At 70.0% G+C, this 12,319-nt stretch carries 10 protein-coding genes and 1 pseudogene; all 11 read right to left on the bottom strand.

The annotated features are described in order from the left end of the window. Position 1 precedes the first annotated feature (1 nt). On the bottom strand, positions 2-1,483 hold the full coding sequence (locus H8N03_RS06975; protein ID WP_187075434.1) for an SRPBCC family protein: 1,482 nt from the start codon (positions 1,481-1,483) through the stop codon (positions 2-4). A gap of 4 nt (positions 1,484-1,487) precedes the next feature. Then, the gene (locus H8N03_RS06970; protein WP_187075433.1) at positions 1,488-1,931 is read right to left on the bottom strand and encodes an SRPBCC family protein; all 444 of its coding nucleotides are present in this window, start codon (positions 1,929-1,931) and stop codon (positions 1,488-1,490) included. Between the two features lie 4 nt (positions 1,932-1,935). Then, positions 1,936-3,672 carry a flotillin family protein gene (locus H8N03_RS06965; RefSeq protein WP_187075432.1) on the bottom strand — a complete coding sequence of 579 codons (1,737 nt, stop codon included), beginning with the start codon at positions 3,670-3,672 and terminating at the stop codon, positions 1,936-1,938. Between the two features lie 15 nt (positions 3,673-3,687). Beyond that, positions 3,688-4,518, bottom strand: a complete 831-nt coding sequence (locus H8N03_RS06960; protein WP_187075431.1) for a phosphoenolpyruvate hydrolase family protein — start codon at positions 4,516-4,518, stop codon at positions 3,688-3,690. Between the two features lie 20 nt (positions 4,519-4,538). After that, entirely contained in the window at positions 4,539-5,795 is a 1,257-nt protein-coding gene (locus tag H8N03_RS26245) for a Tm-1-like ATP-binding domain-containing protein (protein ID WP_354005095.1), read from the bottom strand. Between the two features lie 516 nt (positions 5,796-6,311). After that, positions 6,312-6,773: pseudogene (locus tag H8N03_RS26240) on the bottom strand (ATP-binding cassette domain-containing protein); the annotation flags it as partial. Then, on the bottom strand, positions 6,773-7,591 hold the full coding sequence (locus tag H8N03_RS06950; RefSeq protein ID WP_222622876.1) for an ABC transporter ATP-binding protein: 819 nt from the start codon (positions 7,589-7,591) through the stop codon (positions 6,773-6,775). The pseudogene H8N03_RS26240 and the gene H8N03_RS06950, both read right to left, overlap by 1 nt. 9 nt (positions 7,592-7,600) lie before the next feature. Further along, complete coding sequence (locus H8N03_RS06945; protein ID WP_187075429.1) at positions 7,601-8,848, bottom strand: ABC transporter substrate-binding protein; 1,248 nt, start codon at positions 8,846-8,848, stop codon at positions 7,601-7,603. 25 nt (positions 8,849-8,873) lie between these two features. Beyond that, positions 8,874-10,043: a branched-chain amino acid ABC transporter permease gene (locus H8N03_RS06940; RefSeq protein ID WP_187075428.1), complete on the bottom strand. Its 1,170-nt coding sequence runs from the start codon at positions 10,041-10,043 to the stop codon at positions 8,874-8,876. Then, entirely contained in the window at positions 10,040-11,029 is a 990-nt protein-coding gene (locus tag H8N03_RS06935; RefSeq protein WP_187075427.1) for a branched-chain amino acid ABC transporter permease, read from the bottom strand. Before H8N03_RS06935 ends, H8N03_RS06940 begins: the two co-directional genes overlap by 4 nt. Next, positions 11,026-12,315, bottom strand: coding sequence for a metal-dependent hydrolase family protein (locus tag H8N03_RS06930; protein ID WP_187075426.1), 1,290 nt, complete (start codon positions 12,313-12,315; stop codon positions 11,026-11,028). Before H8N03_RS06930 ends, H8N03_RS06935 begins: the two co-directional genes overlap by 4 nt. Positions 12,316-12,319: the final 4 nt, after the last annotated feature.

Below are 12,319 nucleotides of genomic sequence, written 5' to 3'. Positions count from 1 at the left end.
TTCAGGGCAGCAGCACGAGCGAGCCGGTGCTCGCGCGCGATTCGAGTTTCTGGTGCGCGGCGCCGGCCGCGGCGAGCGCGAAGCGTTCGATGCGGGGCGCGGGCAACGCACCGGCCGCGAGCGCGCGCCACACGCGCTCGGCGCGCTCCTGCAGTTCGCGCTGCGTGGCGACGTAGTCGAACACGACGGGACGCGAGAAGGTCAGCGACTTGGCGAGCAGGCGGTCCGGGTCCAGCGGCGGCAAGGGGCCGCTCGCCTGGCCGAGGCTGATCCAGTGGCCGCGGCGGTCGGCGGCGGCGAGGTTCTCGTCCACCGCGGCGGCGCCGAGGCCGTCGACGATCACGTCCGCGCCGCCGCAGAAGGCCTGCACGGCGTCGGCGAAGCGGTGGTCGCGCGCGACGACCACGTGCTCGCAACCCTGGTCGCGCGCGATGCGCGCCTTCTCTTCGCTGGAGACGGTGCCGATCACCGTGGCGCGCAGGCGCTTCGCCCAGGCGCACAGCAGCGAGCCGACGCCGCCTGCGGCCGCATGCACCAGCAGGCGCGTGCCGGGCCGGATGCGGCCGAGGTCGTGGAGGAGGTAGTCGGCGGTGATGCCCTTGAGCAGGATCGCGGCGGCGGTTTCGTCGTCGACGGTGGACGGCAGGCGCACGACGTGGCGCGCGGGGAGGGTGCGGACGGAGCAGTACGCGCCCGGTTGCGGGCAGAGGTAGGCGACGCGGTCGCCGGGGAGGACGTGCGTGACGCCGGTGCCGACGTCGATGACCGTGCCTGCGGCTTCCATGCCCAGGACGCCGGGGAGCGGGAGCATGCCGGGGATCCAGCCGCGGCGGAGGTAGATGTCGAGGAAGTTGATGCCGATGGCGGATTGGCGGATGCGGACCTGGCCGGGGGCGGGCGGGGGAGCCGCTGAAGCCACTGTTTCCAGTTCTTCCGGCCCGCCGTAGCGGGCGAGGCGCGCTTCGCGCGAAGGGAAGCCCTGGGTTCCCGCGGAGCCTGCCCCTGCGTAGGCAGGGGCGGGAAGGACGGAGCTTCTGACGGTCGTCTGCGAGAGATACGCCCGCAGGTTCGCAAACCCCGCCTCGTACACCCCTTCCGCCACCATCGTCCGCAGTTCCTGCTCGCGCCCCCGCGGCGCCTCGAAGCTCGATTCCCAGTGCCAGAAGGTCCGGTCCCCGTCCGTCACCGGCTTCAGCGTCACCGTCGCCACGTAGCGCTTCAGCGGCACCGTCGCATCCAGGATGCAATACGTCGACTTGTATTCGCTGTCCGACAGCCCGAGCAACTGCTCGCGGATGCGGTTGCCGTCCTTCAGGGTGAAGCTGCGCACGCAGCCGACGCGCGAAGAGGGTTCGCCGTGCTCGATGCGGCTCTGGTCCACCACCGCGTGCCACTGGTCGTGGCTGTTGAAGTCGCGCAGCACCTCCCAGACGCGACCGATGGGCGCGTCGATGATGGCCGAGCGCACGACCTTCTGCAGCATGGCGCTAGCGGCGGTGGCCGAAGTGGCGCTTCAGCGCGTCGAAGCCGCCCTGGAACACCTGCCCTCCGACCAGGTCGGACAGTTCCTGCTCGCGCCGCTCCTCGCAGTCGAACTCCGCGCTCCACTCCGCGAAGGTGCGCTCGCCGTCCGTCACCGGCGTGAGCTTGAGCGTGGCGATGTAGTTCTCCACGCCCATGGGACTTTCCAGGATCGCGTAGCTGCAACTGTACTCGTAGTCGGACAGCGCCAGCAGGCGCTCGCGGATCAGCCCGCCGTCGCGCGTGTGGAAGTTGCGCACGCAGCCGATCTTGTCGGCGGCCTCGCCGTTCTCGATGCGGCTGTCGGCGATGCCCGGGTGCCATTGCGGCAGGCCGTTGAAGTCGCGCACGCGCCGCCACACGGCTTCGGCGTCCGCATCGATCACGCTGGAGACGTAGACGCGCACCATGGCCTCAAGCCTTCTTGCTCGCGTCCTGCACCGGGATGGGCGGGATGGCCGTGGCGGGCGGGATCGCGGCAGCCACCGCGTTGGTGACGCCCAGCGCGCCATTCACCATCCCGTTGATGTCCGCGCCGCCCTGCAGGCCGATTTCCTTCAGCAGCTGGTCGACGATGGGCGCCTGCGCGCGGAAGCGCAGCGCCGAGTTCACCACGCCGTCGGCGAAGTTGGCCTGGGTCGCGATCGGCGCCACGCTGCCGCCGCCCCCCAGCAGGCCGTCGACCTGCAGGATCTTGATGCCCTCGATGCGCTCCATGGGCTTGACCGACTCGCGGATGATGCCTTCGGCCTTGTCCACCACGCGCAGGCGCAGGGCGGAAGCGCGCGCCTCGGGCGACAGCACGTTCTGCGCCTCGTTCATCAGGCGCACGCCTTCGGCTTCGGCCTCGCTGCGCACGCGGATCGCCAGCGCGCGGATCTTCTCGGCTTCCGCATCGGCCTCGGCCTGCAGCCGGATCGCCTCGCCCTTGTCCATGCTCGCCAGCTTCTCCGCTTCGGCGGCACGCGTGAGCTGCAGGGCCTCGCGTTCCGCGGCCTGGGCGGCAGCGATCAGCTCGATCGCCTTGCGGCGCTCGGCCACTTCCACCTCGCGGGCGGTGAAGACCTTCTCCTCCGCGGCGACGGCGGCGGCACGCGCCAGGTCGGCCGCGGCCTGCACCTCGCTCTGGTTCCTGCTCTCGCGGGCCACCGCGATCGCGCGCTGCTGCTCGGCGAGGTCCATCGCCTGGCGGCGCAGGATCTCGGCTGCCTGGAGCGCCTTCTCCTTGGCGATGCGCTCTTCCTCGAGCGACTGCTCGCTGCGGATGCGCGCCGCCTCGATCGCCTGCTTCGCCGCGATCTGCACGGTCTCGGCGTCCTGCTCGCGCTCGGCGCGCTCGGTCGCCAGGTCGGCACGCTGGCGCGCGCGGGCGACTTCCACTTCGCGCTGCTGCGACAGGCGCGCGTACTCGCTCTCGCGGTCGATCTCCAGCGAGAGCTTCTCCGCCTCCAGGTTCTTGTTGCGGATGGCGACCAGCGTGTCCTGCTCCACGTCGTTGCGCTGCTTCTTGCGGCGCTCGATCTGCTCGGTGAGGCGCGTCAGGCCTTCGGCGTCGAAGGCGTTGCTCGGGTTGAAGTACTCCATCGAAGTCTGGTCCAGCTGGGTGAGCGAAGCGGACTCCAGCTCCAGGCCGTTCTTGGTCAGGTCCTCGGCGACGGACTCGCGCACGCGCTTGACGAAGCCGCCGCGCTTCTCGTGCAGCTCCTCCATCGTCATCTCCGCGGCCGCGGTGCGCAGCGCGTCGACGAACTTGCCTTCCACCAGCTCCTTCAGCTGCTCCGGGGCCAGCGTGCGCAGGCCCAGCGTCTGCGCCGCGGCGGCAACGGCCGATGCTTCCGCCGCCACGCGGACGTAGAACTCGGCCACCACGTCCACGCGCATGCGGTCCTTGGTGATCAGCGCCTTGTCGCGCCCGCGCGCGACCTCCAGCCGCAGCGTGTTCATGTTCACGGGGATCACCTCGTGCACGATGGGCAGGACGAAGGCGCCGCCATCGAGCACGACGCGCTGGCCACCCAGCCCGGTGCGGACGAAGGCGCGCTCCTTGCTGCTGCGCAGGTACAGCCAGTGCAGCAGCCATACACCGATGGCCACGACGATCGCGGCCACGACGAGGCCGAGGAGGAAGGTGCCGAATTGGGCGCCGGTCATGGGGGTCTCCTTGTCTTATCGGGTGATCTGGACGAAGCGCCGCGCGGTCTCGGTGAGCGCGATCTCGGTCGGCAGCCGTTCCATGGAACTCGCCCCGTAGAAGCCGTGGCAGCCGGGGCATTGCGAGAGGATCCATTGCGCGTCCTGCGGCTCGGCGATCGGGCCGCCGTGGCAGAGGACCAGCACGTCGTGCTTCACCGCGCGGGCCGCGGCGGCCCAGGCGTTGATCGGCTCGACGCAGTCTTCCAGGGTGAGCGCCGTGTCGGCGCCTATGCTGCCGCCCGTGGTCAGCCCCAGGTGGCAGACGACGACGTCGGCCCCGGCCTGCGCCATCGCGCGGGCGTCCTCTTCGCTGAAGACGTAAGGCGTGGTCAGCAGGTCCAGCGCGTGGGCCTTCGCGATCATTTCGACCTCGAGGGCGTAGCCCATGCCGGTCTCTTCCAGGTTGGCGCGGAAGGTGCCGTCGATCAGGCCCACGGTGGGGAAGTTCTGCACGCCGGAAAAGCCCAGCGCGATCAGCCGCTGCAGGAATTCGTCGGCGATCATGAAGGGATCGGTGCCGTTCACGCCGGCGAGCACCGGCGTGCGCTTCACCACCGGCAGCACCTCGTGCGCCATCTCGCACACGATCTCGTTGGCATTGCCGTAAGCGAGCACGCCGGCGAGCGAGCCGCGGCCGGCCATGCGGTAGCGCCCCGAGTTGTAGATGACGATCAGGTCGAGGCCGCCCGCCTCCTCGCACTTGGCGGACAGGCCGGTGCCCGCGCCGCCGCCGACGATGGGCAGCCCCGCCTCCACCTTGCTGCGCAGCCGGTCCAGGATTTCCGCTCGGGGGATGCGTGCCATGGCCTTGTCCTTTGCGTTTGTCAGGCGAAGGCGCTGCGCGAGCGCTCGCGGGGCGTGGCGACTTCGCGCCAGGCCGCCACCAGCGCCTGCGCGAACGCCTCGTCGTTGATGTGGAGCGGCAGCCGGCGCAGCTGGCGCTCGGGTCCGCCGCGGAAGTTCGCTTCGATCGCGGCGAAGAGGGCGCGGTCCGCCTCCGGGTCGTGGAAGGGCTGGCCGGGCTTGTCGATCTGCGAGACGCCGCCTTCGGGGATGAGGAAGCGCACCGGCCCCTGCATCGCATTGAGCTTGCGCGCGATGAACTCGCCGATGGCGCGGCATTCTTCCGCCGTCGTGCGCATCAGCGTGACGCTGGCATTGTGGCGGTAGAGGCGCCGGGACTTGAAGCGCTCCGGCACCGTGTCCCAGGCACCGAAGTTCACCATGTCCAGCGCGCCGCAGGAGCCGACGTAGGGCAGCGCGTGCCGGGCGAAGACGTCCAGGCGCTGCGGCCCCGCCGAGAGCACGCCGCCGACGATCTCGTCGGCCACTTCGGTGGTCGACACGTCGATGGCGCCTTGCAGCAGGCCCGAGTCCGCGAGCTTCTCCATCGACTGGCCGCCGACGCCCGTCGCGTGGAAGACCAGGCAGTCGTACTCGTCGGCCAGCATGCGCGTGACCGCCTGCACGCAGGGTGTCGTGACGCCGAACATCGTGAGCCCGAGGGCCGGCTTGGTGGTCGCGGAAGGCAGCGAGGCGGCGTGCGCCATCATCCCGGCAAGGGCGTGGGCGGCATTGGCGAGCACCCGCTCGCTGATGCGGTTGATGCCGGAGACGTCGGTGATGGAATACATCATGCAGATGTCGCTCGGGCCGACGTAGCCGCGCGTGTCGCCGGAGGCCATGGTGGAGACCATCACCTTGGGCAGGCCGACGGGCAAGGCGCGCATGCCTTGCGTGGCCAGCGACGTGCCGCCGGAGCCGCCCGCGCCGATGAGGCCGCCGAGGTCGCGCCGCGTGAGCACGAAGCGTTCGAAGGCCTGCGCCATGGCACTCACGGCGCAGCCGCGGTCCTTGCTGAAGACGGCGGATTCGCCGTGCGGATGGTGGCGCGCGACTTCGCGCGGGTGCACGCTGGCCGAGGAGGGCTTGCCGGAGGTGGAAAGGTCGACGGTGACCACGCGCAGGCCGCGGCGCTCGAGGCACTGCTTGACGTAGGTGAGCTCGCGGCCCTTGGTGTCGAAGGTGCCGGCGACGTAGGCGGCGCGGGCGGTGGTGGCGGCGACGGGGAAGGTGAAGATCTCTGCGCTTTCGTCGACCCTCACCCCTGCCCTCTCCCGCAAGCGGGAGAGGGAGTCCTTGTCCTCACTCCCTCTCCCCTCCGGGGAGAGGGTGGGGGTGAGGGGCAGGTCAGCCACCTCGTCCCCCACCGCCCCAGCATTCCACCGATTGATCCCCCTGACCGTCCTCGCCGGCGCCGGCAGTGGCGACGCATCCGCCTCCGCATGCGCGCGACGCACCGTGAACATCCGCACCGGCGCGATCGACGTTGCAGGCTCCTGAGGCTCTTCGTCCTCGTTCGACCGGATCCCCAGCAAGCGCTCCTGCAGCCCTTCATCCGCCGCCAGCTCCTGCGCCGGCATCTCCTGCGCGATCCGCCCGTTCACCACCACCCCGATGCGGTCCGCCACCTCGATGGCGACGCCGAGGTTCTGCTCGATCAGCAGGATGCCGATGCCCGTGTCCGCCGCCAGATGGCGCAGCGCCTGCGCGACCTGCTCCACGATCACCGGCGCGAGCCCTTCGGTGGGTTCGTCCATCACCAGCAGCTTCGGCTCCAGCAGCAGCGCGCGGCCGATCGCCAGCATCTGCTGCTCGCCACCAGAGAGCTGCCCCCCGCCGTTGCCCTTGCGTTCGGCGAGGCGCGGGAACATGGCATACACCTTGTCCACCTCGCGCCGGTGCTTTGCGACCAGTCGCAAGGTTTCGTCCACGGTGAGCGACGGCCACACGCGCCGCCCCTGCGGCACGTACGCGATGCCGCGCCGCGTGATCTCGTGCGGCGTGCGGCCGAGGATCTCCTCGCGGGCCAGCTTCACGCTGCCCGTCGCGGGCACCAGGCCCGTGATCGCGTTGCACAGCGTCGTCTTGCCCATGCCGTTGCGGCCCACGAGGCCCAGCACGCCTTGCGCCAGCGTGAACGACACGCCTTGCAGCGCGTGGGCGCGGCCGTAGTAGACGTCGAGGCCCTGCACCTGCAGCAGAGGATGGTCGGCCATCAGTGCTTGCCTCCCATGTAGATCGCCTGCACCTGGGTGTCCGCTTCGATCTCGGCCGGCGTGCCTTCGCGCAGCACGCGGCCGTTGTGCATTACCGTCACGCGTTCGACGACGCGCAGCGCGATGTCCAGGTCGTGTTCGATCAGCACGTAGCTCATGTGCGAGGGCAGCGAGGTGAGCAGCGCCACCAGCTCGCGCCGTTCCGCGGGCGACAGCCCCGCCGCCGGCTCGTCGAACAGGATCAGCCGCGGCGCGCCCGCGAGCGCCATCCCGATCTCCAGCTGCCGCTGCTGCCCGTGCGCCAGGTTGGCCACGGGTTCGTCCGCCACGTGCGAGAGGCGCGTCCGCTCCAGCAGCTCCTCGGTCGCGAGGCGCGTGGCATGCGCCGCGCCCGCGCGCACGAAGCTGTAGCGGCCGCGGCTCATGCCGCGCACCGCCAGGAAGAGGTTGTCCCGCACGCTCAGCTCGCGGAACAGCAGGGAGGACTGGTAGGTGCGCCGCAGCCCCTTGCGGATGCGCTCGTGCGGCGGCAGCTCCGTGATGTCCTCGCCGAAGAACCGGATCCGTCCCGCGGTGGGCGGGAAGTCGCCGGTGATCGCGTTGAACAGCGTGGTCTTGCCGGCGCCGTTGGCGCCGAGCACGGCGCGCCGCTCGCCGGCGGCCACCGCCAGCGTCACGTCGTCCACCGCGCGCAGGGCGCCGAAGGTGCGCGAGACACCCTGCAGCACCAGCGCATCGTTCGAGGCCAGGCCGGTGGCCGCGGGCGGCACGGACCGCGCGCGCGGCGCGGCGGGACGCAGTGACGTGACGGAAGCCACCCGTGCTCCTTACGGGCAGTTCGGCTCGTCGCGCGAGCCGATCTTGAACTGCGCCTTGGGCACGCCCAGCGTCTGGTCGACGTTGTCCACCTTGGCGACGACCTTGTTGTACAGGTTACCCTGCGCATCCTTCACCACCTCGGTGATGAAGGTGCTGCCGATCGCCTGGCGGTTGGCATCGAGCTTGACGTCGCCAGTCGGCGTCTTCAGCACCATCTTCGTCAACGTGTCGCGGTACTTCGCCTGGTTGCCGGAGAGGTCGCCCTTCACCTGCTCCAGGCCGTCGAGCGCCGCCTTCATGTTCATGTAGTACACGTACGCGAAGAGCGAGGGGCTGGGGAAGCCGCCTTGCGCCACGGGATAGGCCTTCTGGTAGTCGGCGACGAACTTCCTCCACTCGGCACCGTCGTACGCGTCGGCCAGCGGGCCGGCGGAGAGCGTGCCCACCAGCGAGTCGCGGCGCTTGCCGCGGTAGTTCAGCACGTCCTGCGACACCGTGATGGAGCCGCCGAGGATGGGCTTGTCGCCGCCGGCCGCCTCGTACTGGTTCAGGAAGTTCACCGCATCGGCGCCGCCCAGCACCAGCAGGATCGCGTCGACGTCCTTCGGGATGCGCGCGATGGTGGACGCGTAGTCCTTGCCGCCCAGCGGCACCCAGGCCTTCACCGGCACCTTGCCGCCGCCCTTGCAGAACTCGGTCATGAAGCCCTGCACCTGCGAGTACGGGAAGGAGTAGTCCTCGGCGACCACCATGACCTTCTTGTAGCCCTTCTTCAGGGCCGCGTTGCCCAGGCCCACCATCCACTGCGCACCCTCGGTGTTGAAGCGGAAGAAGTTGGGCGCCGGGTTGTCCAGCGTCGTGGCCTGCGCGCCGGAGGCGCCGTTGATGAAGGTCTTGCCAGGCTGCGTCTTCGCATAGTCCTTCACGGCGATGCCCTCGCTGCCCGAGAGCGGGCCGACGACCACGTCGACCTTGTCCTGCTCCACCAGCTTGCGCACGGCGTTGACCGCGACTTCCGGCTTGGCGTCGGAGGAGGCCTTGACAATCTCCACCTTGTGTCCGGCGACGGTGCCGCCGCGCTCCTTGAGTGCGAGCTCCGCGCCGCGCATGCCGTCCGCGCCGCCGGCCGCGAACGGGCCTTCCAGCGTGGCCAGCAGGCCGATCTTGATCGTCTGCCCCTGTGCCCAGGCCCCGCCCAGGGTGGCAGCGAACGCTGCGCCGGCGACGGCGCTCAGAAGGAATCTCTTGTGGACCACGCTTGTCTCCTTGGGGAAGTTGCGCTCAGCGCAAGGTTGATGGGACGGATGCCGGCTTCGCGAGCCGCGCCTTCGCGCGTGCCCAGAGGCCCAGCAGGCCGTCGGGGGAAAAGAGGACGATGGCGAGGAAGACCGCGCCGATCAGCAGGTTGAAGCGCTCGCGCTCGATCAGGTCGATCGCGAAGGTCTGCAGCAGCACGAAGACGAGTGCGCCGAGGAAGGGGCCGATGGGGTGGCGCAGGCCGCCCAGCACCGCGATCACCAGGATGTTGATCAGCCACGACGTGCCGACGGAGCCGGGGGTGACCAGGCCGTTGTACCAGGTGAAGAGGATGCCGCCGACGGCGGCGATGAGCCCCGCGAACGCATACGCGGCGACGCGGTGCGCCGTCACGTTGTAGCCGAGCGCGTTCATGCGGCGCGCGTTGTCGCGGATGCCCTGCAAGGCCATGCCGAAGGGCGAGCGCGCCACGTACTTCACCGCGAAGTAGCCGGCGAGCGAGCACGCGAGCGCGAGCCAGTAGAAGGGCAGCGGCGAGCGCCAGTCGATGCCGAGCACGTGGGGCGGGTAGACGCGCTGGAAGCCCTGGAAGCCGTTGAACAGGGAGTAGTTCTGCAGGCAGAGGTAGTAGAACGCCACACCGATCGCCAGCGTGATCATGATGGTGTAGATGCCTTCGGTGCGCACCGAGAGCCAGCCGATCAGGGTGGCCGCGACGACCGCGACGAGCATCGCGATGGCGAGCACCACCGGCCAGGGCCAGCCGAGGCTGATCGCGCTGGCGCTGGAGCCGAGGATGCCGACGACGTAGCCCGCCATGCCCGCCACGGTCATCTGCGCCAGCGAGACCATGCCGCCGTAGCCGGAAAGGAACATGAGCGAAAGGGCGACCAGGCCGAGTGCGAGCGATTGGCCCGCGACCTGGAAAGTGAGGAAGGGGGAGGCGACGAAGGGGAAGACGAGCAGGGCGACGGCGACGACGATGTGGTGGGGGGCGATGTTGGTGCGCAGCCAGTGCCACCAGCGCGAAGTTTCACGCTCGCCCGTAGGCTGGGTTTCGCGCAGCGAACCCCAGCTTTCGGCGCCGGATCGCTGGGGTTCGCTGCGCGAAACCCAGCCTACGGACCGTGCGGACCCGCCAGCCGACGCTGCCGCGCCCGTGTTCATCGCCTTCCGCCACTGCGCCGCACTCATGCCGCCCTCCCGAGGATCCCGCGCGGGCGGAAGGCCAGCACCAGCACCAGGATCAGGAACGTGAACACCACGCTGTACGTCGGCGCATAGACCAGCCCGAACGTCTCCGCCAGCCCCAGGATCGCCGCGCCGATGGCGGCGCCCACCACGCTGCCCATGCCGCCGACGATGACCACGATGAGGGACGCGAGCAGCAGCCGCGTGTCCTCGCCCGGCACCATCGACAGCTCCACCGCGCCGATCACGCCGCCGATGCCCGCGAGCCCCGCGCCCAGCGCGAAGGTGACCGCGAACACGAGGTTCACGTTGAACCCGGCGGCGGACAACATGCCGCGGTCGTCGACGCCGGCGCGGATCATCATGCCCACGCGCGTACGGTGCAGCAGCAGCCACAGCGCCACGCCGATCACCAGGCCCAGCCCCAGCAGGCTGAGCCGGTAGGCCGAGTACGCGTTGATGACGGGGATGCCGCGGATCGGGCCCTGCAGCCACGCGGGCGCCTCCATCTGGTGGACCTGCGCCGTGAAGATCCAGATCAGCAGGTCCGCGATCACGACCGACAGGCCGATCGTCACCATCGTCTGGCGCAGGTCCTGGTTCTGCATGTGGCGCAGGATCAGCACCTGCATCAGCAGCCCGAGCAGCGCCGCCACCGCGAAGCCCGCCGCCACCGCGAGCAGCCAGGAGCCGGTGCGCTCCGCGACGATGAAGCCCACGTAGCCGCCGACCAGGTAGAGCGAGCCGTGCGCCAGGTTCACGTTGCGCATCAGGCCGAACACCAGCGTGAACCCGCTCGCCACGATGAAGTAGAGCGAGCCGAGCGTGAGCCCGTTGAGCAGCGTGATGAGGAAGAGGCGCGGGCTGTCGAAGAGTGCCCAGAGGCAGAAGGCGAGGATCGGCCCGCCGACGAGGACCCAGGTCGCGAGCGTGCGCGCGCGGCGCTTGCGGGCGCCGGGGAGGGGCACGACGGGCAGCACCGCGCTCATGCAGCCACCCGGAATTCGCGCTCCGACGCCATGTCCGGGCTCTTCGCGAACTGCCCGTCCTTCATCACGGCCAGGATCCGCTTCGGGTCGCGCAGGATGGCGATGTTGGCGAGCGGGTCGCCGTCCACCAGCAGCAGGTCGGCGAGGTAGCCTTCCTTCACCTGGCCCAGCTCCTGGGCGCGCATCATGATCTCGCCGCCGTACACCGTGGTGCTGCGGATCGCCTCGGCGGGCGTCATGCCCAGGTACTTGACGAAGAACTCGAGGTCGCGCGCGTTCTGGCAGTGCGGCGTGAAGGCGAAGCCGTAGTCGCCGCCGGGCAGGACGCGGATGCCGCGCTTGTGCATGGCTTTCAGCGACTCCAGCGCCGCGTCCCACTCGCGCTGGTAGCCCATCGCGACCGCCTTCTCGTGCGTGATGCCGTAAGCCTCGGCCTCGTGCAGCATCGCGTAGAGGATCGCGATGCCGGGCGCGACGAACACGCGGCCCCTGGCGGCCTCCAGCATGTCCAGCGTCTCTTCGTCGGTGAAGCTCGCGTGGTAGATCACGTCGATGCCGTGGCGCAGCGCCTGCTTGACCGAGGCCGCCGAGCGGGCGTGCGCCGTGCCGCGCTTGCCGCGGACCCGCACTTCGTCCATGGCCGCGGCGACTTCCGCGTCGCTCATCCAGGTGGTCTCGGCCGGAGAATCCGGCGTGAAGTTGTCGCCCGACAGGTTGATCTTGATGGAGTCCACGCCGTACTTCAGGAACATGCGCACGGCCTTGCGCATCTCGTCGGCGCTGTTCACGTTGACGCCGAAGCTGAACTCCGGGAAGGGCAGGTGGGGCAGGGTTTCGTCGCCCAGGCCGCCGGGCACGGTGATCTCCTGGCTGGCCGCGAGGTAGCGCGGGCCGGGGATCTGGCCGCTGTTGATCGCGTTGCGGATCACGACGTCCAGGCGCGGCTTGGCGCAGGCGGCGCCGACGCAGGAGGTGAAGCCTGCCTCGAGGTAGCGCTTGGCCACCTTCGCGCACCAGAGCACGTGCTCCTCCAGCGGCATGCGCTGGATTTCGGACAACGTCGCCGCATCGTTCCAGGAGAAGTGTGTGTGCGCCTCGCACATGCCGGGCATCAGCGTGGCGCCGGCCGCGTCGATCACGGTGGCGGGGCCGCTGGAGACGGACGCGGCGGAACGGCTCACGCGCTTGATGCGGTTGCCTTCGACCAGCACGCTGCCGAGATACGGCGGCGCGTTCACCTGGCCTTCGAGGATGCGGACGTTGGTGAAGAGGACGCTGTTGTCCATGCCG

Source organism: Ramlibacter cellulosilyticus, assembly GCF_014297465.1.
Lineage (GTDB): Bacteria > Pseudomonadota > Gammaproteobacteria > Burkholderiales > Burkholderiaceae_C > Ramlibacter > Ramlibacter cellulosilyticus.
The sequence above is the reverse complement of the archived record's forward strand: the minus strand, read 5'-3'. Positions and strand labels throughout refer to the sequence as shown.